Origin of the sequence: Reyranella humidisoli, assembly GCF_019039055.1 — a bacterium.
Classification (GTDB): Bacteria; Pseudomonadota; Alphaproteobacteria; order Reyranellales; family Reyranellaceae; genus Reyranella; species Reyranella humidisoli.
In genome coordinates, this window is the sequence record NZ_JAHOPB010000001.1 from 3,692,084 (window position 1) to 3,717,443 (window position 25,360).

The 25,360-nt window shown below is 64.1% G+C and carries 21 protein-coding genes, 1 tRNA gene and 1 riboswitch; of the genes, 18 read left to right on the forward strand and 4 right to left on the reverse strand.

The annotated features are described in order from the left end of the window. Position 1 precedes the first annotated feature (1 nt). A complete protein-coding gene (locus KQ910_RS17840) occupies positions 2 to 769 on the forward strand; it encodes an N-acyl homoserine lactonase family protein (protein WP_216963199.1) in 768 nt (255 codons plus the stop codon). An 8-nt stretch (positions 770 to 777) separates the two neighbouring features. On the opposite strand, the gene KQ910_RS17845 is transcribed toward KQ910_RS17840, so the two are convergent. Then, complete coding sequence (locus KQ910_RS17845) at positions 778 to 1,530, reverse strand: VOC family protein (RefSeq protein WP_216963202.1); 753 nt, start codon at positions 1,528 to 1,530, stop codon at positions 778 to 780. Between the two features lie 73 nt (positions 1,531 to 1,603). Between KQ910_RS17845 and KQ910_RS17850 the strand changes: the two genes are divergently transcribed. Then, positions 1,604 to 2,230: a glutathione S-transferase family protein gene (locus KQ910_RS17850; RefSeq protein WP_216963204.1), complete on the forward strand. Its 627-nt coding sequence runs from the start codon at positions 1,604 to 1,606 to the stop codon at positions 2,228 to 2,230. On the opposite strand, the gene KQ910_RS17855 is transcribed toward KQ910_RS17850, so the two are convergent. Next, complete coding sequence (locus tag KQ910_RS17855; RefSeq protein WP_216963207.1) at positions 2,227 to 3,282, reverse strand: CobW family GTP-binding protein; 1,056 nt, start codon at positions 3,280 to 3,282, stop codon at positions 2,227 to 2,229. The genes KQ910_RS17850 and KQ910_RS17855 overlap by 4 nt on opposite strands. Before the next feature lie 114 nt (positions 3,283 to 3,396). Here KQ910_RS17855 and KQ910_RS17860 point away from each other — a divergent pair, with 114 nt between their 5' ends. Continuing rightward, complete coding sequence (locus KQ910_RS17860) at positions 3,397 to 4,479, forward strand: cyclase family protein (protein WP_216963210.1); 1,083 nt, start codon at positions 3,397 to 3,399, stop codon at positions 4,477 to 4,479. A 21-nt stretch (positions 4,480 to 4,500) separates the two neighbouring features. On the opposite strand, the gene KQ910_RS17865 is transcribed toward KQ910_RS17860, so the two are convergent. Next, a complete protein-coding gene (locus KQ910_RS17865; RefSeq protein ID WP_216963213.1) occupies positions 4,501 to 6,174 on the reverse strand; it encodes a fatty acyl-AMP ligase in 1,674 nt (557 codons plus the stop codon). Between the two features lie 194 nt (positions 6,175 to 6,368). Beyond that, positions 6,369 to 6,568: riboswitch (cobalamin riboswitch) on the reverse strand. 61 nt (positions 6,569 to 6,629) lie between these two features. On the opposite strand from KQ910_RS17865, the gene KQ910_RS17870 reads away from it, so the two are divergent. From KQ910_RS17870 to KQ910_RS17890, 5 genes are all read left to right on the forward strand, one after another. Beyond that, positions 6,630 to 7,928: a serine hydrolase domain-containing protein gene (locus tag KQ910_RS17870; protein WP_216963215.1), complete on the forward strand. Its 1,299-nt coding sequence runs from the start codon at positions 6,630 to 6,632 to the stop codon at positions 7,926 to 7,928. 79 nt (positions 7,929 to 8,007) lie between these two features. Continuing rightward, positions 8,008 to 8,709 (forward strand): DUF2076 domain-containing protein, encoded by a 702-nt coding sequence (locus tag KQ910_RS17875; RefSeq protein ID WP_216963219.1) that lies wholly within the window; start codon positions 8,008 to 8,010, stop codon positions 8,707 to 8,709. Positions 8,710 to 8,751: 42 nt separating this feature from the next. Next, the gene (locus KQ910_RS17880) at positions 8,752 to 9,378 is read left to right on the forward strand and encodes a glutathione S-transferase family protein (RefSeq protein ID WP_216963222.1); all 627 of its coding nucleotides are present in this window, start codon (positions 8,752 to 8,754) and stop codon (positions 9,376 to 9,378) included. Next, complete coding sequence (locus KQ910_RS17885; protein ID WP_216963225.1) at positions 9,379 to 9,825, forward strand: DUF3574 domain-containing protein; 447 nt, start codon at positions 9,379 to 9,381, stop codon at positions 9,823 to 9,825. 68 nt (positions 9,826 to 9,893) lie between these two features. Next, positions 9,894 to 10,412, forward strand: coding sequence for a Dps family protein (locus KQ910_RS17890; protein WP_216963227.1), 519 nt, complete (start codon positions 9,894 to 9,896; stop codon positions 10,410 to 10,412). Positions 10,413 to 10,521: 109 nt separating this feature from the next. Here KQ910_RS17890 and argE read toward each other — a convergent pair whose 3' ends face one another. Further along, positions 10,522 to 11,682: an acetylornithine deacetylase gene (gene argE, locus KQ910_RS17895; RefSeq protein ID WP_216963230.1), complete on the reverse strand. Its 1,161-nt coding sequence runs from the start codon at positions 11,680 to 11,682 to the stop codon at positions 10,522 to 10,524. 149 nt (positions 11,683 to 11,831) lie between these two features. Here argE and KQ910_RS17900 point away from each other — a divergent pair. The 10 genes from KQ910_RS17900 to KQ910_RS17945 all read left to right on the forward strand — a co-directional run bounded on the left by KQ910_RS17900 (position 11,832) and on the right by KQ910_RS17945 (position 25,297). Beyond that, positions 11,832 to 11,924 (forward strand) — tRNA-Ser (locus tag KQ910_RS17900). An 88-nt stretch (positions 11,925 to 12,012) separates the two neighbouring features. Continuing rightward, positions 12,013 to 14,295 (forward strand): serine/threonine protein kinase, encoded by a 2,283-nt coding sequence (locus tag KQ910_RS17905; RefSeq protein ID WP_216963231.1) that lies wholly within the window; start codon positions 12,013 to 12,015, stop codon positions 14,293 to 14,295. Positions 14,296 to 14,547: 252 nt separating this feature from the next. Beyond that, positions 14,548 to 15,381, forward strand: coding sequence for a phosphate/phosphite/phosphonate ABC transporter substrate-binding protein (locus KQ910_RS17910; RefSeq protein WP_216963234.1), 834 nt, complete (start codon positions 14,548 to 14,550; stop codon positions 15,379 to 15,381). A 28-nt stretch (positions 15,382 to 15,409) separates the two neighbouring features. Next, on the forward strand, positions 15,410 to 17,302 hold the full coding sequence (locus KQ910_RS17915) for an ATP-binding protein (protein ID WP_216963237.1): 1,893 nt from the start codon (positions 15,410 to 15,412) through the stop codon (positions 17,300 to 17,302). 673 nt (positions 17,303 to 17,975) lie between these two features. Further along, positions 17,976 to 20,585, forward strand: coding sequence for an AMP-binding protein (locus KQ910_RS17920; protein WP_216963240.1), 2,610 nt, complete (start codon positions 17,976 to 17,978; stop codon positions 20,583 to 20,585). 80 nt (positions 20,586 to 20,665) lie between these two features. Beyond that, on the forward strand, positions 20,666 to 21,316 hold the full coding sequence (locus tag KQ910_RS17925; protein ID WP_216963243.1) for a hypothetical protein: 651 nt from the start codon (positions 20,666 to 20,668) through the stop codon (positions 21,314 to 21,316). A gap of 11 nt (positions 21,317 to 21,327) precedes the next feature. Further along, the gene (locus KQ910_RS17930; protein ID WP_216963246.1) at positions 21,328 to 21,489 is read left to right on the forward strand and encodes a hypothetical protein; all 162 of its coding nucleotides are present in this window, start codon (positions 21,328 to 21,330) and stop codon (positions 21,487 to 21,489) included. Positions 21,490 to 21,492: 3 nt separating this feature from the next. Beyond that, positions 21,493 to 23,292 carry an asparagine synthase-related protein gene (locus tag KQ910_RS17935; protein ID WP_216963249.1) on the forward strand — a complete coding sequence of 600 codons (1,800 nt, stop codon included), beginning with the start codon at positions 21,493 to 21,495 and terminating at the stop codon, positions 23,290 to 23,292. A gap of 68 nt (positions 23,293 to 23,360) precedes the next feature. Continuing rightward, complete coding sequence (locus tag KQ910_RS17940; protein ID WP_216963252.1) at positions 23,361 to 23,639, forward strand: PqqD family protein; 279 nt, start codon at positions 23,361 to 23,363, stop codon at positions 23,637 to 23,639. A gap of 446 nt (positions 23,640 to 24,085) precedes the next feature. Next, positions 24,086 to 25,297, forward strand: coding sequence for a nucleotidyltransferase domain-containing protein (locus KQ910_RS17945; protein ID WP_216963255.1), 1,212 nt, complete (start codon positions 24,086 to 24,088; stop codon positions 25,295 to 25,297). Positions 25,298 to 25,360 lie beyond the last annotated feature (63 nt).

Here is a 25,360-nt window from a genome sequence, read left to right on the forward strand (position 1 = left end):
CATGACCGTCAAGCTCTACGCCATGACCTGCGGCCGGCTGGTCGGCCGCCTCAAGGACATGATCGAGGGCGAGGACGGCCAGGTCGCGTTGCCCATCCCATCCTACCTGATCGAACACCCCAAGGGCCGGGCGGTGTTCGATACCGGCATGCATCCGCAATGCCGCACCGACGCGGCCGGCCGGCTGGGCGAGCGGGTCGCACGCATCTTCGGCTTCGAGCACTTCGGGGCCGACGACGACGTGAAGTCGCGTCTCGAATCGATCGACCGCGATCCCGGCAAGATCGACTTCATCGTGAACAGCCACCTGCATTTCGACCATGCCGGCGGCAACGAACTCGTGCCCAACGCCACGATGGTGGTGCAGAAGCGCGAATGGGAAGCCGCGCAGGATCCCGAGCTGGCCGCCAAGATCGGCTTCTTCCGTGCCGACTTCGACCATGGCCATCCGGTGAAGCAGGTCGACGGCGAGCATGACCTGTTCGGCGACGGCTCCGTTGTCTGCATCCCGACCTATGGCCATACGCCGGGCCACCAGTCGCTGAAGGTGCGCACCGAGGCGGGCGAGATCGTGATCACGGGCGACGCCTGTTACTTCTGCCGGACTCTGCGCGAACGCCGCCTGCCGCGCTTCGTTTACGACCGCGAGCAGATGCTGGCGTCGCTTGATCGGCTCGAGGTTCTGGAGAAGGGCGGGGCGCGCCTGTTCTTCGGTCACGACCCCGACTTCTGGAAGGACGTGCCGCAGGCGCCTGTCCCGGCTTTCTGAAGTCGGCCTCAGTTCTGCGGGATGAACTCGATCATGAGGCCGCCGGTCTGTTCCGGCGCCACCAGGACTCGATCTCCTTCGGCAAGCGCGAACGGGACATTGTTGGCGCTGAGCAGGCCCTGCAGCGGACGAGCCCGCTCTACGGCGATAGCGACGCCGACGACCGCCGGCAGCTCGGTCGGCATCATCATCTCCAGCGCCTTGTATTCGAGTTGGAAGGCGAGCGACGACCAGATCAGCAGTTCGACCGAACCCGCCTTGACCATCGTGCAGCCGTCGAAGATTTCCTCGGTCGAGGCACCCCACGCGGCCTTAAGGGCCTTCGCCGCTTCCTTCGGCGATTCGGCAATGGCATGAATGGCCATCATGCCCAGCGCGCCATTGGGATGGACGATCCATTCAGGTTCCATGAACGCATCGGGCGTCTCGTGCTTCACCGGGAACCAGGGCAGGGGGCCGCTGCTCTCGCCGACCACGACGCCGGCATCGACCTCGAAGCCGTCCTCGGTCTCCCAGGAATGTGTGCGCTCCTCGCCCTCGAGTTCCGGCACGTTGAGGGCGAGGGAGATCAGCGGCGGATGGCCCTGAAGCAGCTCGACGTAGTTCGGCACGTCGTCGCGGTCGGGCTGGAAGCAGATGCAGCGCGGCTCCACGTCGTCCGGCGTCAGGTTGAAGCCGAGCTGGTTCAGACGGGCTGCGGTTTCGGCCGGGTCGGAGACGGTCAGGGAGAGGTGGTCGATATCGCGTGCAGAAATTTTCATGCCCGCTCATATAGGCTTACACCCCCCCTGCTCAAGTGCGATGCTGCGGGGCCTTAATTCACTGGAGGAAACGATGTCCAAGATGACTCTGTACGGCATTTGGCTGAGCGGCCCGACCTACAAGGCGGGGCTCGCCATGTCGCTGATGGGCCAGTCCTTTGCCTACAAGCATGTCGACCTGCGGGCCGGCGCGCACAAGCAGCCCGAGTATCTGGCGATCAACCGCTTCGGCCAGGTGCCGGCGCTGGTCGACGGCGACCTCAAGCTCTGCCAGTCGGGCGCGATCCTGCTCTATCTCGCCGACAAGTCCGGCAAGATGGGTGGCAAGACGGCCGAGGAGAAGGCGCGCGTGCGCGAGTGGCTGTTCTGGGAGTTCGATCGCCTCGCCTCGAACATCTACCGGCCCCGCGCCATCAAGCGCGGCTTCATGAAGGCCGACGACAACGTCCACCAGATGTACGTCAACCAGGCCGGCGATGCGCTGAAGGTGCTCGACGGTGCGCTGGCCAAGTCCGACTTCCTGGTCGGCAGCGAGGCGACCATCGCCGACGTCGCTGTCTACGGCGACGTGGCCTATGCCGAGGAAGGCGCGATCGACCTCTCGCCGTATCCCAACGTGAAGTCCTGGATGGCGCGCGTCGAGAAGCTGCCGGGCTTCAAGAAGTACGAGGACGTTCTGCCGAAGCAGGACGCCGCCTAGGCACGGAAAGGCTCTTCCATCTCGACCCAACTCGCCTCGACCGCAGCGCGGTCGAGGTCGCGTGTGATGAAGACCAGCCGCGACCGCCGGTCTTCATCGGGCCAGCGCGCGAGCAGGGTAGGCGGATGAAAGGTCCGGTGCACGCCGTGGATCACCAGCGGCTGGTTCTCCCCGGCGACGTCGAGCACACCTTTCACGCGCAACAGCCGGTCGCCCCACGCGGCGCGCACAGCCATCAGCCAGCCGTTGAAGCGATCCCAGTCCAGCGGCTCGTCGAAGGTCAGGCAGAACGAAGCGATATGCGCGTCGTGCCGTGACCGGTCATGATGATGCGCGTGTGCGTGTCCATGTGCATGATCATGGGCTTCGGCGTTGAGCCATGCCCGCACCCCGTCGCTCTTGCCGGCAGGATCGAACGGGCCTGAATCGAACAGCAGGGCAGGATCGACCTCGCCCTGAACGATCTCGAACAGCGCGGCGCCGGGGTTGAGCGAAGTCAGTCGCGCCCGCACGCCGGCGCTCGCCGCCGCGTCGGCGAGGTCGGTCTTGCTGATCAGCAGCCGGTCGGCCACGGCAGCCTGCTTCACGGCCTCGGGATGCTCGTCGAGCTGTCGGGCGCCGTTCACCGCATCGACCGTCGTCACGACGCCGTCCAGCCGGTAGTCGTGGCTGATCATCGGATTGTTGAGCAGGAGCTGAAGGATGGGCGCGGGATCGGCGAGCCCTGTCGTTTCCAGAAGCACCCGATCGAACGGTGGCGTCTCGTTCCTGTCGCGGCGGCGGGCGATGTCGCGCAGCGTCTTGTCGAGATCGCCCTGGATGGTGCAGCACACGCAGCCCGATTGCAGCAGCACCATGTCGCCGCCGACCTGCTCCATGAAGAGGTGGTCGAGGCCGACATCACCGAACTCGTTCACCAGCACGAGGCTTCGCGCCATGCGCGGGTCGGCGAGAATGCGGTTGAGCAGCGTGGTCTTGCCGCTGCCGAGGAAGCCGGTGAAAAGCGTCACCGGCATGCGCTCCGCCGACTTGTCGCGGTCGAACAGGCTCATCGCACGTCACTCTCACGAATGCATATGTAACAACATAACGGATGTCGCTTCTGCTTGACGCTGCAACCTGAGGGTATGACGCTTCCCGCATCAACAAGAAAAGGAGGGGCGTTCATGGACTCGAGATACCTTCAGGACAAGGAAGAGCTCAAGCAGCCGCGTCAGGAGATCGACGAGGACCGGCGATCTTTCCTGACGGCGGGCCTCGTGGGCGGCGCCGTCGCGGCGGGCACGCTGGCAGCCGGCATGGCGCACGCGCAGCAGGTCGCGCAGGCACCCGCGCTGTCGGACAAGGTCTGGTGGCCGCATCCCAAGTGGGGCAAGGACGACCAGGCCGGCGCCTCCAACTACATGACGCCCGAGAAGGTCCTCGACACGGTGAAGTGGATCAAGGACGGCAAGATCTACCGTATCGGCCGCATCTATGAATCGGCGATGCCCAAGTTCGGCGAGCGGGCCTTCACCTTGCGCATCCCGGGTAGCCCGACCGGCGGCCCCTTTGGCGTCAATAAACTGATCTACAACGACGAGTACCTGTCGACGGAGATCGGCCAGACCGGAACGCAGTTCGACGGTCTCGCGCACATCGGTATCCAGATGGGCAAGGACGGCGACAAGACCGAGATGCGTTACTACAACGGTGTCACCGACCAGGAAATGAACAGCGCCTACGGCATGAAGAAGCTCGGCATCGAGAACGTGAAGCCGTTCTTCACGCGTGGCCATCTGTTCGACCTCGAGGCGCTCAAGGGCGCGATGATGGAGGCGGGGCAGGAGATCACCGTCGCGGATCTGAAGGCGGCCCTGCAGAAGCAGAACATGCAGGAAGCCGACATCAAGGAAGGCGACGCGGTGTTCTTCAACACCGGTTGGGGCAAGCTCTGGATGAAGAACAACGACAAGTTCAACGGCGGCGAACCGGGCATCGGCCTGGAAGCGGCCAAGTGGTTCATCGACAAGGGCATTGCGCTGACCGGTGCGGATACCTGGGGAACCGAGGTCGTGCCCAATCCCAACAAGGACCTGGCCTTCCCGGTCCATGCCGAGCTGATCACCAAGAACGGCATCTTCAACCACGAGAACCTGGACTTCACCGGGTTGATCGCCGACCGGAAGTACCAGTTCGCCTATGTCTTCTCTCCGGCGCCGATCCGCGGAGCGACGGGTTCGAACGGCGGGCCCATCGCGATGACCTGACCGGCCGGAGCCGGACGTGCGTCAGGTCGAATAGTCGCCCGCGATGAACTTCGACTTGGCGTGCGTGCGACTGAGCTTGCCCGACGAGGTGCGCGGCAGGCCGGGTTGGCGCTTGATGAGCACGACCCGGCCGTCGACGCCGACCGCGTCCTTGACGGCCTGCTTGATGTCTCCGACCAGCGCGTCCCGCTCGGTCTGTTCGGACGGGTGGGCTTCGACGACGACGACGACCGATTCGGCATCGGCGCCGTCCACCGAGAAGGCGCAGGCGTCGCCGCGGCGGATCTGGGGCAGCGACTCGACCGCCCATTCGATGTCCTGCGGCCAGATGTTGCGTCCGTTCACGATGATCAGGTCCTTGGCACGGCCGGTGATCACCAGCTCATCCTTGTGCCAGTAGCCAAGATCGCCGGTGTCGAGCCAGCCGTTGCTGAGAACGCGCGCGCTCTCCTCGGGCTTCTGGAAATAGCCCGGCATGACGCTGGGGCCGCGCACGAACAGGCGGCCGACGCTTCGTTCGCCCAGTATCGCGCCGGTCTCGTCGCGGATTTCCACCGAGTGCCCGGGGAGGACCTTGCCGCAGACCACGAAGTCGCGCGTCAGGCCCGATTGCGGATCGGTGAAACGGTCGACCTTCACGCCGCTGAACAGTGGCGTGAAGCTCAGGCCCACGCAGACCTCGGCCATGCCGTAGCTCGGCATGAAGGCGCGCTCGTCGAAGCCCGCCGCCTTGAAAGCCTCGGCAAATCGCCTGAGCACCGGAAGCTGGATCATGTCGGCCCCGATGCCCGCGAGGCGAAGGCTGGACAGATCCAAATCGTTCACCGACACGGTCTGGGCCCGCCGTGTGAGCAGGTCATAGCCGAAGCTCGGGCTGTAGGTGATGGTCGCGCGGCGGCGGGAGATTAGCGAAAGCCACTGCATCGGCCGCCGGGCGAAGTCGCGCGGCGCCAGAAGGTCGACTGTTCGCTGTGCGCACATCGGCGCCAGGATGAAGCCGATCAGACCCATGTCGTGGTAGAGCGGCAGCCAGCTCACGCCCGAATCGGCATCGTCCAGGCCCTGGGCGGCGATCGATCCGTCGATGTTCGCCATCAGACGGTCCTGGCGGATATCCACACCCAGGGGCGCGCGCGTGCTGCCCGACGAGAACTGGATGTAGCATTCCATTCCCGGTCCGAGCGGCCGAAGCTCCGTTCCGGGTTCAGGGAGCGCGTTGAAAAGAGACATCGGGCCGGCGAGCCGCGCGGTCGTACCCTCGGCGGCGGTCAGGGCGAACTCGGCCAGCTCGTCGGGCGCGAGGATGCCCACGGCCTGGGACGCCTCGATCTGCTTGCGGAGCTGGAAGATGTACTGGGCCTTGGCACCGAATCCGACCGGCACCGGCACAGGTACGGGCACGATGCCTGCATATTGACAGCCGAAGAAGGCGGTGCAGAAGCCGGGCCAGGTATCGGCCACGAGGATCAGCCGCTCGCCGGGCTCGAGGCCGGCCCCGATCAGCCGGCGGGCGAAGGACTGGGCTTCCTCGCGGAGCTGCCGGTAGGACAGTGGGCTAAGCAGACGCCCGCGGGCGTCGAAGAAGTTAAGTCCCGTCTCGCCCCGGGCGGCATAGTCCAGCGCCTCGCACAGGCTGCCGAAGCCGCCGCGGCGAAAGGGCAGGGAGACGTTGCGGGTTGGCGTAGGAGCAGTCACCCAACGGTCTGGGTTCGATTGGAGGGCCGAGACATATCGCTGCAATTGACCTGAGTCTCCATCGCCCGGAACGGCGTCCGAAACAAGCGCAGGCATAATTCCACGGATCGACGTCACGACGATCTCCCAAACGGTTCGCACGAAGCGCGTCACCGCTCGGTTGACCGTCCCGCTGGATCATCCCGTCCATCGGAAGAGCGACGCTATCGCCGGCAGGTCTTCTGGCTCACGGGTCAACGCTCCTGCCCGTCTTCCCGGACTTTCGTCCAGTGACATTTGGGCGTTCGCTCGCCGCTTACAGCTGCGGGTACAGCTGCCGATTGGCCTTTTGGGAGGCGGCACGGCATTCCCTGTTCGCCTCCGGTTAAGGAGGACCGTCGATATTCTCTCGTTAGGCTTGCGCCGGGCGCCGGTCAATTGCTTTGATGCCGCAAAGACCGGGAGGAGAGTGAGGAATGTCGATGGTTCGTCTGGCCGCAGCGGCGGCGCTTGGTGTCATTTTGGCCCTGCCGGCCCTGCCGGTCGGGGCGCAGGGCATTCCCAGGGTCCAGTCGCCCGAGGAAGTCGGCTTCCTGTCGACCCGGCTGAAGCGGCTGAGCGACCGCCTGAACGAGGGCGTCAAGAACAACGAGCTGCCGGGCGCGGTCGTGCTGATCGCCCGCAACGGCAAGATCGTGATGTTCGAATCCTATGGCTTCCGCGACAAGGACGCCAAGGTCGCGATGACCAACGACACGATTTTCCGCATCGCCTCGATGACCAAGCCGATCGTGACGCTGGCGGCGATGATGCTGATGGAAGAGGGCAAGCTCACCCTCGCCGACCGGGTGTCGACCTACATCCCGGCCTTCGCCGACACCAAGGTCGCGGTGCCGAAGAAGAAGGACGACGGCACGGTCGAGATGGTGCTCGAGCCGCAGTTCCGGCCGATGACGGTGCACGACCTGATGCGCCATACGTCGGGCCTGACCTACGGCGCGGTCGGCGCCAACCCGGTGAAGCAGTCCTATCTCGACATGAAGGTCGCCGACCGGAGCCAGACCAATGCCGAGATGGCCGACAAGCTGGCTAAGCTGGCGCTGCTCTACCAGCCGGGCACGACTTGGGAATATTCGATGTCGACCGACGTGCTGGGCCGCGTCGTCGAGGTCGCCTCCGGGATGCCACTCGACAAGTTCATCGAGGAGCGCATCACCAAGCCGCTGAAGATGGGCGACACCGCCTTCGAGGCCAGCGCCGACAAGAAGGCGCGCGGCGCCAGGCCGATGAAGGAGGGGCCGAAGAACGAACTGCCGGCGATCCCGGACATCACCGAGAAGTTCACCTGGCGCTCGGGCGGCGGCGGCATGGTCTCGACCGCGGCCGATTATGCGCGTTTCCTGCAGATGTTCGCCAACGGTGGGCAGCTCGACGGGGTGCGCCTCGTCTCGCGCAAGACCATCGACCTGATGACCGCAGACGCCCTGCCGCCCGACATCAAGATGGGCGCCGACATGTTCCGCTTCGAGGCGCTGGAGCCCAGTGCCAGGATGGGACAGGGCTTCGGCCTGGGTTTTGCCGTTCGCAACGTGCAGGGCGTCAACCCCCTGCCGGGATCGCCTAACGATTATTACTGGGGTGGCGCCTACGGGACCTATTTCTGGCACGACCCGCGCGAGCGCATGTATGTCATCTTCATGATGCAGTCGCCGCAGGCACGCCTGCGCTATCGCTACCTGATGCGCGACCTCGTCTACCAGGCAATGGTCAACTGACCGCCACCCTTGACGCTCCGCTGGCGGACAACCACGTTGGCGGAGCCCCGGGTGTTCGCCGGCGGCGGGAGACCTTGTCATGCAGCAGCAGGAACGCGACCTGATCTCGGGATTGTTCGATCGGCTGAAACCCTTCGAAACACAGCCGCGCGACCGGGAGGCCGAACAGTTCATCAACGGCTTCGCGACGCAACAGCCGGCCGCACCGTATCTGCTCGTCCAGACGGTGCTCGTGCAGGAGCAGGCGTTGAAGGCGGCGCAGGAGCGTATCGCCGAACTCGAAGCGAAGACGGAGGCAGCCCCGCCACCCGCGCCAGGCTTCCTGGGAAGCGCACCGCGGATCGGCCCGTGGGGTGCGTCCGCGGGCACAGCCGCACCACGGACGTCGGTGCCGTCCACGGTCCCGCCCACGCGCTCGCCCCTGCAGGCCGCTCTGGCGCCGCAACCGCAGCAGCAGCAACAGGCGGCGGGCGGGGGCAGCTTCCTGCGGACCGCGATGATGACGGCTGCCGGCGTCGCCGGCGGCGCGCTGCTGTTCGAGGGGATTCGCGGTCTGATGGGCAGCAACCCCGGCCCGTTCGGCCAGCAGGCCGCCGCGGGCACCGGAGCGACAGGGGGCGGGGCGACGGGAACGACGCCGCCCGAACTGCTGCCGCCCGACTCGACGCAGCAACAACAGCAGCAACAGGCTTTCGCCGACGGATCTCCGGCGCAGGAAGACTACGACACCGCGTCGCTCGACGATGGCGGCGGCGCAGGGGACGACGACAGCTGGGCCTGACGCTCAGGCGGATTGAACAACAAGAATGGGGGACGTTGAGAGATGATCGAGCTTCATACGTGGGGCACGCCGAACGGCCGCAAGATTTCCATCATGCTGGAGGAGTGCGGGCTGCCCTATAGCGTGCACAAGGTCGATATCTCCAAGGGCGAGCAGCACAAGCCCGAGTTCCTGCGCATCAGCCCGAACAACCGCATTCCCGCCATCGTCGATCCCGATGGTCCCGGCGGCAAGTCGTACAGTCTGTTCGAATCGGGCGCGATCCTGATCTACCTCGCTGACAAGACGAAGAAGTTCCTGCCGGCGGACGGCGCCAAGCGGTACGATTCGATGCAGTGGCTGATGTGGCAGATGGGCGGCTTCGGCCCCATGCTGGGTCAGGCGCACCACTTCCTGCGCGCCGCGCCGACCAAGATCGAGTACGGCATGAAGCGCTATGTCGACGAGGCAAAGCGCCTCTACGGCGTGCTCGACAAACAACTCGCCGGCAACGCCTTCGTCGCGGGCGAGGACTACACGATCGCCGACATGTCGATCTTCCCGTGGGCGGCGCGCCACGAGTGGCACACGGTCAATCTCGCCGACTTCCCCAACGTGAAGCGCTGGTACGACATCGTGAACGCGCGTCCGGCCGTCACCAAGGGCATGGCCGTCCCGTACCTGAACTGAATGCCGATCCGGCCCTGGACCGCGGCGCTCGGGGCGGCTTCGCTCGCCCTGGCGCTTGCCGGATGCGCCCAGCCAATGACACAGGCCCCGCCTCAGGGGGCCGCGATCGCCTGTGTGGCGCCCTTGCAGCCGGCGCTCGAGCTGAATCTGTATTTCGGGCGCGGCAAGCCCGGAGGCGGCGAGGTCAGCGACGCGGAGTGGGCGTCCTTCCTGTCCGAGATCGTGACGCCGCATTTCCCCGCAGGGCTCAGCGTCTTCGATCTGCGGGGGCAGCATCGCGATCCGGCGGGCCGGATCGTCGGTGAGGCGACCAAACTCCTGACCGTGGTCGTGTTCGATGCGCCGGGGCACCGAGCCAAGGTCGCGTCGATCGTGGCGGCCTATAACAGCCGCTTCGGTCAGCACGGCGTCTTCCGTGTCGAGCAACCCGTCTGTGCCGGCGGGTAGGCGGCGGTTCACCGTCCGACTCAACGGCGCCAGATTTTCAACCCTCAATTTCCTTCAGGAGTCAGCCCATGGCCAAGGACGTCAAGTCGCGCAAGACCGCAGCTCTCGCCACCCCGACGGATCTCGGCGCCAATGCCACGAGGGACCTGACGGGCGGGCTGAACATATTCCTGGCCGACGTGGCCGCTCTCTACTGGAAGACCAAGAATTTCCACTGGCACATGTCGGGCCCGAACTTCCGCGACTATCACCTGATGCTCGACGAGCAGGCGACCGAACTGGACGCGATGGTCGATATCATCGCCGAGCGCGTACGCAAGCTGGGCGGCACGACGCTGCGCTCGATCGGCCACATCTCCCGCCTGCAGCGCGTGCTCGACAACGATGCCGACTACGTGACGCCGCTCGACATGCTCGCGGAGCTTCGCGACGACAACAAGCAGCTCTGCGTGCACATGCGCACGCTCCATGAGCTGTGCGACGAGCACAACGACATCGCGACCGCGAGCCTGATCGAGAACTGGATCGACGAGACTGAGAAGCGCGTCTGGTTCCTGTTCGAGACGACGCGCCGTACCGAGGGCTGAGGCGACGCGAGCAGCCTCAACGGAGCGCGCAACTCCAGTTGCGCTCATGTCTTCGGTGTCGACGAGGTTTGAGCGCCACTGGAGTGGCGCGCTCCAATGAGCGGTAGCGCTACTGCCGCTCCGCCCAGCCGATCATCCTGCCGATGAAGGCGTCGCAGGCATCCATCTGCGACTTCGCGACGAACTCGTTGGGCTGGTGGGCCTGCGAGATGTCGCCGGGGCCGCAGATCACGGTCGGGATGCCGTGGCTGCGGAAGATACCGGCCTCCGTGCCGTAGGGCACGGCGTAGGTGCGGTTGCCGCCGGTCCACTGCAGTGCCAGCTTGGCGGCTTCCTCGTTCTCCTGCGGCATCAGCCCCGGCACGAACGAACGCCGCTTCAGCTTGATGTCGGCGTCGGGATGCTTGGCCTTCATCTTCGGCAGCAGCAGTTCGGCGACATAGGCCTCGGCGCGGCGTTGCACCTCCCAGGGATCGTCGCCGGGCAGGGTGCGGTAGCCCCAGTTCAGCGTGCATTCGCGGGCCAGGATGTTGCCCGCGGTGCCGCCGGTCACGATGCCGACGTTGATCGTGGTGTGACCGGGCACGGTGTCGATGTCGGTGCGCGTGCGGCCGGCCAACTCGACCTGCAGCTCGTTCAGCCAGTGGATGAAGTCGCCGGCGAAGTGGATGGCGCTGACGCCGAGATGCGTCATGGAGGAGTGGGCCTCGACGCCGGTGAAGGTGGCGACGATGCCGCCGCCGGCATTCTGGGCGTTGACCACGCCCATCATGGTCGGCTCGCCGACGATGACGGCCTGCGGGCGAGGCACGTTGCCGACCAGTTTCTCGACCAGCGAGTGGGCTCCGAGACAGCCGATCTCCTCGTCGTAGCTGAAGGCGAAGTGCATCGGCACCTTGAGCTTGGCCTTCTTGAGTGCCGGCACGTGGGCCAGGCAGGCGGCGATGAAGCCCTTCATGTCGCAGGTCCCGCGGCCATAGAGATTGCCGTCGGCCTTCTCCGTCAGGGTCCAGGGATCGGTGTCCCAGGGCTGGCCGTCGACCGGCACGACGTCGGTATGGCCGGACAGGACGATGCCGCCCGCGGCGTCGGGGCCGACCGAGGCAAACAGGTTGGCCTTGGTGCCTTCCTCGTTCGGAACCAGGGTGCTGCGGATCCCGTGCTCATCCAGGTACCCCTGGATGTACTTGATCAGGTCGAGGTTGGAATTGCGCGAGGTCGTGTCGAACGCGACCAGGCGCTGGAGCATGTCGATGGAGGCAGAGGTCATGGCAGGAGCGTCGCACGCTTCAGGCCAATGCGCCAAGAGGCTGTAAATACTTGCGAAATCGCACTGTCGTTTGACACCCCCGGATGCCGCCGCTAGAACCGCCCGGCATCCGTCGTGGGTTATGGTCGCCGGGGTCTTAACGGGTCTGCGGAGGGGTGGCCGAGTGGCCGAAGGCGGCGGTTTGCTAAACCGTTATAGGGAGATAATCCCTATCGTGGGTTCGAATCCCATCCCCTCCGCCATTACCTCCCGAGACAACTGTCTGCGGGCCCAGTCGAGAGTGCGGAAACGCCCGGTGGCGAGGATGACCCTTGGGAGTGGGTCACTTTCATGAGCGACATCAGGTCAGAAATGACAGGGACCGATCCGGAGGTCGATTTCGTGGCGCTGCCGATCGGCGCCCAGATCGGGCGCTACGAAGTGCTTTCGGTCCTTGGCCAGGGCGGCTTCGGCATCACCTACCGGGCGCGAGACGTCCAGCTCGACCGCGAAGTCGCCATCAAGGAGTATCTGCCGACCGCGCTGGCGGTGCGCCAGAACGGCATCACCGTGATGCCGCGTTCGACCAAGGTGGCAGAGGATTTCTCCTGGGGGCGGGATCGCTTCGTCGCCGAGGGGCGCGTCATGGCGACCCTGCATCGCGCGCCAGGCATCGTCCGCGTCTACGACTTCCTCGAAATCAACGGCACCGCCTATATCGTCATGGAGATGCTCCACGGCGATACGCTCGAAGGGCTTATCAAGAAGAACGGCCGGCTGGATCCACCGGCGATCGACCGCATCCTGTGGCCGCTGCTCGACGGTCTCGAGCAGGTCCACAATGCCGGCTTTCTCCATCGCGACATCAAGCCGGCCAACATCCTGCTCGATGCGACCGGCAATCCAACCCTGATCGATTTCGGCGCCTCGCGCGCGGCGATGGTCGGACGCACCGTTGCGATGACGGCGATATTCACACTGGGATATGCGGCGGCCGAGCAATTCACCTCCGCCAAGCAGGGGCCTTGGACCGATATCTACGGCGTGGCGGCCACGCTCTACCACGCCATTACGGGCGTCTCGCCACCCTCGGCCTTCGAGCGCATGCTCGACGATGCCTACGAACCCGTCACGACGCGGGCACCGTCGGGCTTTTCGCCAGGACTGCTGATCGGTATCGACGCCGGCCTGGCGGTGCGCGCCACCGATCGCCCTCAGTCGATTGCGGGTTGGCGGCAGATCCTGTCGCTGACGACGATTCCAGACGAGGCGGAGACAGTTGCCGCGGTGCGGTCGCGTTCCGACACTTCGGTGGCCAGCGTGGCAACCGGTCCGCGGCCTGCCGTGTCGCTACCGTCTTCGCCTGTCGACCCTTCACCGGCTGTCGTCGAACCCGTGGTTGGCGCCGCCGTCGCCCAGTCGGCGGCTCCGAGGAAGCGCGCGGCGCTCTACGCCGGTGCCGCGGTCGCCGCCCTCCTCGTGGCAGGCGGCGGTGGCTATTTCATGCTCGGCTCGAAGCCTGCGCCACAGATGGCTACCGCCCCCCAGGGCGTGGGCATCCAGGATCTGAAGGTCGAGGATCTCGAGCGTGCGTTGGCGGAGCGGCGTACCGCTGACGCTGCTGCGGCAGAGAAGAAGCGCTCGGAAGAAGCAGCTTCGAGAAAGGTGACAGAGGATGGAGCTTCTCAGCCGGTTGCGGAGCCTGAACTCGACAAGGCCCAGCAGGAACGTCGAAAGGCCGAGGAGGATGCGGTTAAGCTGAAGGCCGAGGCCGATGCCAAGCGTCTGGCCGAGGAGGCTCTGGCCAAGGCACAAGCAGAGCGCCAAACGGCCGACGCCGAGGCAAAGCAGAAAGCCGATGCCGAGGTAAAGCAGAAAGCCGATGCCGAGGCAGCGGCCGCCACCGACAAGAGGACAGCAGAGGCGACCGAGGCAGCACTGCGCCTCACGCCGAGCCACCGCCAATTGATTCAGGTCGCGTTGACGTCGCTCGGCTTCGATACCCGCGGAAACGACGGCGCGCTTGGGCCGCGCTCGCGTGACATGATCGCCGGCTGGCAGAGGGCTCGCAATCATTCTGTGACGGGTTTCCTGACGGGTGCGCAGCATCAGGAACTGTTGCGAGAGGGTGCGCCTGCGATCGCCAAATACAGTGACGAGCAAAAGAAGATCGAGGACGCAAAGAAGAAATCCGACGAAGAGGCAGGAGCGAAGGTAGCGGCGGCTGCGCCACCGCCCGCAACGGTGCCGCCGGCGGTGACATCATCGTCGGCCGGGGCCATTGCACCAGCCACGGTACCCGCCGCGATCACGCGTTGGACCGGGACTGCACGGTGCGCCTACTGGCCGGGTCCGATTCCAATAATGGTCCCAGTGACTGGCGGGCAGGGGTCCGCAACCACCACCGGCAACTTCACGGGCACTACGGTGACGGTCAACATTTCCGGAAACAGGTATTCCGGTTCGATCAATGGTCGCCTCAGACACGGAAACCCGAAGGTACTGGTTGGCTCGTTTTCAGGTGCATTGTCAGGATCGCAAATCAGGGCCACGGCATTCATTCGAGCGGAACAGGAGAGCCCGAAGGGGCCAAATGAATCGTCCTGCACGATTGAGTTGGACAGAGCGGGTTAGGGACCGTCCGAGTTCCCGATAAGCCCCCGCTGCGGTTCGTAGTCGCCCGTTCTCCTGCGGCGCCGCCGGCTTGCTCGCAGTGCCGGTGCCGTCCTTTGCAATTTGCAAATCCTGGAAGGATCACCAGAGCGATCTTTGCATTTTGCAAAGACGACGGGAGGCCGAATCCCCCTGAAAACGCGCTTTTACGTGCTTTTGCTACTGGCATGGACGGTGCAACCCCGCGTCCCGAGCGCCAGAAAGGGACAAGCAATGAACATCCGAGCGATCGCCACCGGTCTGGTAATTTGTGTGACCAGTCTTGCGTGCGCGCTGCCAGCCTGGGCACAGGCATTTCAGGTCGGCGTTCTGCCCAACCTCAGCCCGCGCGTTCTTCTCACGAACTACAGGCCGCTGCGCGATCATCTTTCGGCGGCGCTGGGCATGCCCGTCGAGATCGCGACGGCACCCGACTTCCGCACTTTTCAGGCCCGCACCGTGGCCGGGGAATACGATCTCGTGGTGACGGCGGCCAATCTGGGGCGGATCGCCCAGCAGGACGCAGGGTTGACGCTGATAGCCGGATTCGAGCCTGCGATTCCCGCCTTGCTGGTGACGCTCAAGGCTGCGCCGGCCGCTTCGATCGAGGCGCTGCGCGGCAAGGCGCTGGCCGTGTCCAACCCGCAGTCGATGCTCGTTCTGGTCGGGAAGAACTGGCTGCGACAGCGCGGACTGTCGGCTGGCGCCGACTACGAGGTGGTCTGGACACGCAACGAGGACAGTCTCGCCCAGGTGCTGACCTCGGGAAGCGCGCCGCTGGCCATGATGAGTGCCGGTGAACTGCGTGCCATCCGGCCCGAGATCGGCGAACGTCTGTCGGTGATGGAAGAGTTTGCCAGACTGCCGAACTTCCTGCTGCTGCAAGGGCGCGCCATGCCGGCCGATAGGGCTGCTGTGCTGAGGGCCGCTCTCATGGCATTTCCAGCAACGGATCTTGGTCGAGAGTTCACCACCCTGACGGGTGTACGAGCCATAAGCCCCGTGCCCGAAAAGGACCTGGAGACGATCGATTCGGTAACTGCCGAAACCCGCGAGCAGCTTCGTTGATCTCGCGGGCGCCCACCGGTGCCGCGCCATGCGTACGCTGAGAGGCTGGATCGCGCGGGCTGTCGTCGGTGGGCGGCGCTGGCGTAACTCGTTTCGAGTACGCCTGTTGGTGCTTGGACTGATCACCATCACTGGCACTGCCATCACCCTCACGTATACGCAGTCGATCCAGATGCGCGAGGCGCTGCTGGTCGAACTTCACGCCCGTGCGCGTACCGATGGGCAATTGCTCAACGCCATGTTCGCAGCGCCGCTGATCGAGCGAGACTACGCCAGTGTTGTCGACTCCGTGTCGGAAAGTGTCCGGGCCGGCAGCTTCGAGGCGCTCCTTCTGTGCGACAGCCGGGGAATGCTGATCGCGGCGGCCGGGCCGCTCTCGGACTGCAACGGGCCTTCCGTTCCCTTCAAGGGACTGCCATTACCCCAAGCCGACGGCACCGTCCTGCAATTGTTCGAGGTGGCCCTGTCCTTCGGGCACCAGAGGCTGGGCCTCGCCCGGTTTGCCTTCTCACTGGCGGCAGTCGACCAAATCCGACGCGAGTTGATGACGCGCGTTATCGTGATATCGAGCCTTGCGATCGCGGCCTTCATGCTGGCTTTTGCCATCGCGCAAAGTCAGGTGACCCGTCCGTTGAACCAGCTTGTCCGGGCGGCGGAAGCAATCGGCCAGGGCGACTATTCCGTACGGCCGCGGATCACTAGCCGCACCAGTGAACTGACCATTCTCGCTTCCGCGATCTCGCGGATGGCGACCGACATCGAGGAGCGGGTCACGGAACTGGCGCTGGCCCGCGACGCGGCAACGGCGTCCGATCGCGCAAAGTCGCTCTTCCTCGCCAATATGAGCCATGAAGTGAGAACGCCCCTCGCGGGGGTCCTCGGCATGCTGGAACTGGCCAAGCCGGGTATCACCGATCCCGCTGTTCGCAAGTACCTCGACACGGCCGAACACGCGGCCCGTCATCTGCTGACGATCGTCAACGACATTCTGGATTTCGCGCAGCTGGAGAAAGGGCGACTGGCCGTGACGTCGACTCCTTTCTCGGTCCGCGCGCTCGTTGAGTCGACGATACCGCTCGTGGCGGCAGCGGCGGAGGAGCGTGGCAACCGTATGGAGGTGCGCATCGCCGACGATGTGCCGCGGCAGATACTTGGCGACGAGGGGCGCCTGCGGCAGGTGCTTCTCAATCTGCTTTCCAATGCCGTGAAGTTCACGTCGCAAGGCACGGTGTCCGTCGAAGCCCGGACAGTTGATGCGGGACACCGACTACTTCTCACTGTGGCCGATACTGGCATCGGCATGGCGCCCGAGATGCAGCAACGCATCTTCGAGAGCTTCGTGCAGGCTGACGAAAGTATCGCCCGCCGGTTTGGGGGCACGGGGCTCGGCCTGCCGATCTGTCGCCAGCTGCTCGCGCTGATGGGGGGCAGCATCTCTGTCGAGTCGAGTCCCGGCCGAGGGTCGCTGTTCACGGTCGACCTGCCTTGCCGGCCGGTTGTCGACACGGTTCCCGCGACCGCAAGCCGGGCCACGGACCGACCGCCGGCCGCGCGGCGGATTCTGGTCGCCGACGATGCTCCGACGATGCGGATTCTGCTCGAGGCTCTCCTGACGCGTGAAGGACACACATGCGATCTTGTCGAGGATGGCAACGAAGCCGTGGCCGCGGTGCGGGCTAGCGACTACGACGCCGTTCTGATGGATGTGCAGATGCCACGTCTTGATGGGCTCGAGGCGACGCGGAAGATCCGCAAGGAGGAGGGGCCCCGGAGTCGCGTGCCGATCGTGTTCGTGACGGCCAGCGCGATGGCAGGCGATGAGGAGCGCTTTCTGGCGGCCGGCGGCGATGGGTACGTCAGCAAGCCGATTACACCCGAAACGCTGCGCGCGGTGCTGGCGAAGGCTCTGGCACGGCGCTGAACCGCCTGACGGCGGTCACTGGCCGCCGCTATCGTGGTCAGTCCTTGACGACAAGTCGTTCGCGGCCCCGTTCAGAAGCAATTTCCGCTTGCCCTTGGGATGGGCCTATCGGCGCAAGGGCGAGGGTGTGCGCCTCCAAGCGCCACCATTCCCGATCGGCTCCGGGCGTTTCGGGGGTACAGGCCAGGGATTTCGAGGCTCGCCCCGATACCCCACGGCACGGAGAAACCCTCCGCCATTCCCTGGAAGCCCAGTAAAAAGGGCATTCTTCTGGTGGGATCCACACAGGATTTCCGCACAGCCTTTGAGAACCTATCCACAGGCCCTTGGGTCATCCTGCGGGGATCATGGCCCGTCGCCCCACGCCAGCACCTCGGAAGTCTGCCTCCCTGACGTTCGATGAATCGAAGCTCGCAATAGCCGGGCTGAAGCGCCGTATCGAGCGAGTTGACGCGTTCGACCCGCAGACTGTCATGCAGGAAAACCGGTCGACGAGACCTAGTGTGAGTACTCACCACATCGGCCATCGAGAGCCATTGGATTCGTCCGAAAAAAGATGACCTCCGCTCGAGTATCAGACGTCCCGTGGTCATATCCGAGCGTTCCGCCACTCGACCTGAATGGCCCGACTGTTCCGTTCCGTCGGTTTTGCGAGGACTGGATCGATCGACCGGTGCTCGACCTGTTCCAGTCTGCCGCGGAGGAATTCGAAGATCGGGTTGCCTGTGAAGATCTTGCCGGGCATCTGACCTACGCACAGGTTTGGGCGGCATGCCGGCGTCTCAGTCACAGGATCGATGCCTCCGTCCCTGCCGGACAACCTGTCGGCATCTTGCTTCCGAACGAAGCCGCGTATCCCGTCGCGATCCTGGCCTGCCTGGCGTCGAGCAGGCCTTGCGTGATGATCGATCGTCAACATCCGGCAGAGCGCGTCGCCGCAATCGTTCGCGACGCCGGTGTCGCGACGGTCATTCTGAGGCGGTCCGAAATCAAGGGCGGTCTTCTGCTGCCGGCCGGCATTCGCACCATCGTGATCGACGATGCACTGGAAGGTCTGCCGGCAGCCGAGCAGCCATTAGCTGAGTGGCCTTCCGCTTCCTCGACGCCTCCCGGCGCGGCCAGTTTCATCGTCTATACATCGGGCAGTACCGGCCAACCAAAAGGCATCGCGATCAGCCAGCGCACCATTCTCAATCGCGTCGGCCAGCTCATCAACGCCGTGCATTTTCGCCCCGACGACAAGCTGCTGTCGCTCGCGTCTCCGAGTACGATTGCCGGCCTGCAGCATATATTCGAAGCCTTGTTGACCGGCGCTGCTTTGGTGAAGCTCGACCTTCAGCGGACGGGACTCGGCCGGGTCGTGCAGGCAATCGGCGAGATGGGCATCACCATGATGTTCACAACGCCGGCTGTGTGGCGCAGCGTCGCCCGCATCGACAAGGTTGCGCCCGCCCTGGCGTCTCTGCGCTGCGTCCATTCCTCGGGCGACGCTTTGCTCGCGGTCGATCTCGAGCAGCTTCGGGGATTACTGTCCAAAGACTGCCACGTGCTTTCTTCGTATGGCGCCACGGAAGCGCCGGCAATCCTGCAATGGTTCGTGCCGCCGAAGTTTCGGACCGACGGGCCTCGCGTGCCGGCCGGATATCCGTTGCCGGGATTTACTGTCGCCTTGCTCGACGATGCCGGAAAGGCCGTGCAGCAGGGGGAGCCGGGCGAACTCTTTGTCAGGAGTTCCTGGATGTCGCTCGGACTCTGGCGCGGCGGCGCTGTTCACCCGGGGCTTTTTCAACAGGACATGAACAACCTGGAGCCCGTGTATCGCACGGGCGACATCGCTTCCCGTGGCCCCGACGGCCTCGTCGCGATGCTCGGCCGCAAGGATCGGCAGATCAAGGTTCTGGGCAACCGTGTCGAGCTTGCGGAAATCGAGACGGCGCTCCGGCTGTTGCCCGAGGTTGCAGATGCAGCAGTCGTGGCCCGGGCGACTGTGGGCGAGTCTACATTGTTCGCATTCGTCGTGCTGCGTGAGGCGGTTTCGTCATCCGTTGCCGTCTCGATCCGAAAGCACCTGAAGGAGAGGCTTCCCGCCTACATGGAGCCATCCGAGCTCTTCGTGCTCGACGAACTTCCGCTGCTGCCGGGCCGGAAAGTGGACGAGGAGGCGTTGCTGGCGCACGCCGCGCAGCGTTCGACGGTCAAGTCAGGGCCTCTGCCGCCCCCCGCCAGCGCCCACCCGACGCCACGCTCGACCGATATTGTGGGCGAGGCTTGGCGCCTCGCCCTTGGCCGTCCGGCGCTCCAGGACGGCCCTAGCTTCGACGAGGCCGGTGGCGATTCTCTTCGGTTGCTCCTTCTGGTTCTCCATCTGGAACGGTTGTGCGGCCGGTCGCTCCCGCTGGACCAATTCCATGCTGGGCTTAAACCCGTGGAGTTTGCCCAGGTTCTGGATCGCCTGAGGGAAAGACCGTCGCCAGTGTCTCAGGACGCTCTGCCGATGGTGTTCCTGGTGCCGGGGAAGTGGGGAGATACGCCTCTTCTGGCCCGCTTCCGAATGGCCTGCGCCAAAAGCATCAGGGTCGTCCCAACGAGCTATCCCGATCTCGGTTGCCTCGCGCGGGGTGGTCATGAAGACATCGTTGCGCATCTGGTAGCCCAGATCGAACAGTTCGCGCCGGACGGGGCCATTCTTCTCGCCGGATATTCCCTGGGAGGAGATTTTGCCTATGCCGTCGCCGACCAGCTATCGAAGCGGGGCCGGAGGATCTCGGCGCTTCTGGTGCTCGATACAGATGCCGAGCACTACAACTCGGGTCCGCCTCTGGAACGGCGCGGCTTTGTAAAACGATTTTCAACGCTGTGTCGCCTTGCAGGCAATCGCGACTGGGGGACGATGGCGGAAGCGATACTTACCCCGTCCTTGGTTACGGGGCCGATGGGGCTTCATGCGCTTCGGTTCCTATTGTCTTTCCGTTTTCCAGCCAACAGTCACTTCATGTTTCGGTTGAGTTGGCACTTGCAGTCGATGCTCGTCCAGTTTCATCGTGGGGCCTGGATCCGGCACGCGCCACCCACCCGCTTAAGCGTTCCGGTGCTGCTATTCCGTTCGGAGGAGGGTGGCGTCGACCTGGGGTGGCATGCTCGCACCGAGAAGCTGACCATCGTTCCGGTCCCAGGCAATCATGTCAGTATGCTCGATCGCGAGAATTCCGAGGTCCTTGTTGCTGAGTTCAACCGGGCAGTTCATATCGCTTCGGGCCAGGGTGCGGCTCTGTCGGAAGGATGATGCAGAAGTCATTTTTGTTCCGGTAGCCGTGAAGCGCGCCAGTGTTCGGGCGATCTGGAAAATCACATCGAGAGCAGGAATTGAGTGACTTCGGCAGGACTGGCGGAGAGGGCGGCTGCGGGAAGCCTCCCGAGGGGCGTACATATCGCCACGCCGCCTACGGCATCGTCGTCGACTGCCCGTTCCGGCTGTCGTCCATCGAAGAAACGGCCGCCGCAAGCGGCTCGACCACGAACAATGTAACGCTCGGGACACCCGATTACTCTCGAGTGAGGTCCGACGGGTTGGAGTCCGCCCCCGACGACTGGTTTCACCATTCGGTGCTGCCGGATGGAAGCATCTACCTGAAAGCGGATGAGGTTTTCGAAGCCGCCGTCTCGGCCGAGGGGCGGCAGGTCATCTGCGCGAAGGCGGAAGGTGTCGACGAAAGGGCGTTCGAGGCGTTCTTCCTGAACTTCATTCTGAGCACATCGCTTGTACTGCAGGGCGAGGACACCGGCGAGCCGGGGCGGACGTCGCCCGCCGATGCCATCTCCTCGACGCGGCTGGCGGGATTCGAGCCGGTGCGGGTGCTCACGACATCGAGCATGACTATCAGATATCGTGTGCTCGACCGGCTTGCGTGGCAATTGCTGTTCGCGGAGCATGTGGCGCAGGAAGTATTTTTCTATGCGATACGATATGCGAGGCGCTATGCCCTCCTCGAGCAGGTGGCTCGGGCGGCGCATTAAGGAGCATGTTCATGACGCGCAGCGCAGCCCACCGCTTCGTCGACCAGATCTTTCGGCTTGAAGCCATCGAGACGCTCGCCGTGGTTCGGCCGGCGCGGCCTCGGTTCGGCATTGATCTGCCATGCGCAAGGCAAGCCGGACCGACCTCGCGTCTTTTGCCCCATACCGCCTGAAAAGTGTTCGCCGCCATCTTCAACATCGACGGCAGACCCGTCGATCACAGGCGGTTCGAAGTCGCCGGGCATGACTTCGAGAGCCTCGACCCCGCCGGCCATATTGCCTTCGTTTGCTCGAAAGCGGGACCTCTTGCAGCTACCGGCGAGGCGATCGGTATCCGGGGCCTTGGCGGGCTGTTCCGAATCGTCGGTCGGGTCAGGCTCGATGCGCGCGACGAACTTCGGTCGCTGCTTTCGGATCTCCCCCAGGCCGCTGTGGGAGAAGCATCCGATGCCGAACTGTGCCTGCGCGCCTACGCCGCCTGGGGCGACGCGTTCCTGGATCGCCTCACCGGCGACTTCTGCTTTGTGTTGTGGGACGGCGCGCGCAAGCGGATGATCTGTGCCCGCGACCAGCTCGGCATACGGTCGCTTTTTCATGCCGAGGTCGGGGGGGCGTGGTTTGTCAGCGACTCGCTGGACTGGATTGCCGCACAGACCGTTGTTGCGCGCGACCTCGACGATACATGGATCGCCGATTTTCTGACCGTTGGTCATTCTCTGGAGTCCGAGCGAACGGTCTATCGGCATATTCGGCGGCTGGCCCCGGCGCATGTGCTGACGATCTCCGGAACCCGCGCCGCGACGCGCCGATACTGGCGACTGGAAATTGGGGATCCCCTTTACTTTCGGGACCGACGCCAATACACCGAGGGCTTCTTCGATCTTTTGTCGAAATCGATTGCCGACCGCTTGCCTGCTGGCAGGGTCGGCATCGCCATGAGCGGCGGCCTCGATTCAACCACGCTTGCAGCCTGTGCAGTGCATGTGACGGGAGATGCCTCGCGTGTTGTGGCCGAATGCCTTGATTTCGAGCAGTTTGAATCTGCGAGAGAAAGACACTTCAGTTCACTGGCGGCCGAGCGGCTTGGCGTCGAGCTTCGGCACCGGCAGAGCGACGATCTTGTCTACGACACACAGTGGTGGGCGAGGACGACAACAACGCCGGAGCCGTCGGACCTGATCACGACTGCCCATTTCGACCGTGAGGTCGTGTGCGAACGGGCGAAAAGAGCATCCGTCTGGTTCTATGGGGAAGGGCCGGACAATGCCCTCGTCTTTGAGCGAAACGACTATCTGTCATGGCTGGTCGGCCGGCGGGACTGGCGGCGACTGGCGGAGGCCGGCGTGTTCTATTTTCACGTCAAAGGATTGGCGGGATGGTGGGAAACGCTCACGCGCTATACCAGACGCCGCCATCACACCGATGATTCCGTTGGCGTGCCGCCGTGGATTGCCCCATCCCTTGCCCGTCACGTGGACTTGGAACGGCGGTTTGCCAGCGCGACAAGTCCAGGCGGTTTCGGAGCGGGTCTGGTCCCGCGCCATCCCTGGCGCCCGGGAGCCGTAGCCGGATTCAACAATCCCATATGGCCGGCCGTATTCGCTGACTACGAATTCGAGGAATCCCTGGGACCTCTCGCCCTGCGTCATCCGTTTCTCGACTTGCGTGTCCTCGAATTCATGTTGTCGGTACCGACGCTGCCGTGGGCCAGGGAAAAGATGCTGTTGCGCGAAGCCATGCGAGGGCAGCTTCCGGACGAGGTGCTCGCGCGCAGGAAAACGCCCCACGAGTCCACGCTGCCGTTTGGCCACGGACTTCCAAGCCTGTCGCGCGACGGGTACCTGGATCGCTACGTCGACATTTCGATCGTATCGGCCGGGAACTGGTCCGGGCGCCTGCGGGGCAAAGCTCTCGCCGTTCACGTTCTCGATCACTGGCTGACGAGAAGGCGTCTTGGCGGTGTCATTTCTCAGTGACGGCCCTCGACGAGAGGTCAGCGATCCGCCCTCTGCTACTTCGTCCGCGGATGTCCTAGGCCTTACGAATGCTGACAGTTTCGACGATTGGCAAGAGATCCGCACGACGGGTTGCGTGCGGATTCAGCGGTGAAGTGGTGCTGCTGCACTTCGACAAGGGGCGCTATTTCGGCTTCCGGGGCATGGGAACGGCAATTTGGAATAGTCTCGATGTGTCGAGGGCGATCGCGGACGTTTGCGACGATGTTGCGGCGCAGTTCGATGTCGATCCGGCCGTCTGCCTGGATCATGCGGTCAGGTTCCTGGCGAACCTCCAGGAGGTCGGCCTCATCGACGTCGTTGGTTGACCATTCAGGACAGCTATTTGTACCTGTTTTGGTGCTGCATTCATACCGCATTTGAGGTGCAATATGTTTGCGCTCCGTCAGAGTATCATGCTACCTCTCCCAAGGGATTGGGTGTGTGGTTGCCTGTTATCGTTCCTTTGTTGCGGGCAGGGAGGAGAACTTTATGGATGCGCGGCACAATTGCGATGAGGATGACAGGGGCGTGAAATCACCCCCGAAAAGACCTTACGCCGAGCCGGTGCTCCAGGTTTTGGGCACCTTCAGTGAACTGACACTGACCGTTGGAAGCCGTGGGAATAACGATGGTGGCAGGCTGAGCGGCAGAAAAAGCACGCGGGCTTAAGGCGTCTGGCATCGTCGACTGTCTCGACGATCGTGCGACTACCTTTGCCTCCGTCCCACTCAAGGCGTAACCATAGCTGAGAATGGGGAAGCTGCGGGCGGACATGGTTTTCAGGTTGGCGCTGTTTCGCAAGCGGATGCCGGCTTCAGCCCGGCCTTCGACCGGCAGCGTTGAATTCAAGCTTCTCTGTCTTGTTGCACGCCCAGAGCCTGACCTCGGTGAGGCCCGGAAAATACTCAGCGCCGGCGTCGACTTCGGGGAACTCTTCAGGCTTGGCGAGTACCACGGAGTCCGCCCGCAGCTTGTCGAGAGTCTCTATCGGATGTCTTGGGAAGTCGTGCCTGAGGCAACGAGAAACACTTTTGAGAATTTCCGGCGGGTTCACGGCGCACGTGCGCTGCTCGTAACCCGGGAACTTTGCCGCTTGTCCGAGGTATTCGCCAAGGCGGGTCTCCGGTTTGCCACCTTCAAGGGACCGACCCTGGCAGCGCTTCTCCATGGAGACGTGTCGCGCCGGGAATATGTCGATGTCGACATCATCGTGCCCAAGCAGCAGATAGACGATGCCGAGCGGCTGCTCGGCGGGCTCGGCTATCGCGCCGCCGATGGAACGCAAGCGCACCGGCAGGCATTTCTGGCCCACTTGCGACAGTATGCTTTCGTTCACCCCGACAGCGATCTCGCGGTCGACCTCCATTGGAGCTTTACCGGCACCCATGTGCCGTTTCCCTTGACGCCTGCCGCTGTCTGGCAGGATCTCGACACCGTACTGATCGGCAATCGCGCCGTTCCCACACCTTCGATCGAAAACCTTGCTCTGTTGCTGGCCGGCCATGGAACGAAGGAAGCCTGGCGGTGCTTGGGGTGGACCTGCGATTTCGCCACGCTGATCGACCGCTACCCGGACCTCGATTGGCTTGGCATTCATGAGCGTGCCAGGGCGCATCGATGCGGCGACACGATCCTGCTGGGCTGCGCGATGGCGCAGGAGTTGGCCGGCACACCCGTCCCACGGCCTCTGCTCGGCCTGCTTGAGAAGAGTGATCGGGTTCGCTTCCTTGTTGCACGGCTGGCAGGGGACTTGAGGGAAGGCCTGCCTGATCCCGCAGAGCAGGAGAATTTTTCGGATTTCCATCTTTGTGAACGCCGGATCGACAAGATCGAGGGTGCGTTGAGGCTGGCACTCACCCGGACCTCTGGGGACTACGACGCGATGAAGCTTCCGCAAATACTTTGGCCTGTGTACTACGCCACGCGACCTTTCCGCCTCGCGGCCAAGGCGCTGACCGCCCTTGGTCGGAGGGCTGGAAGCTGATCGGCGACCACGAGCCTTGAATGGGTCCTTCCGACCAGATGCTGTCGGGGGCTCGCTGAGCCC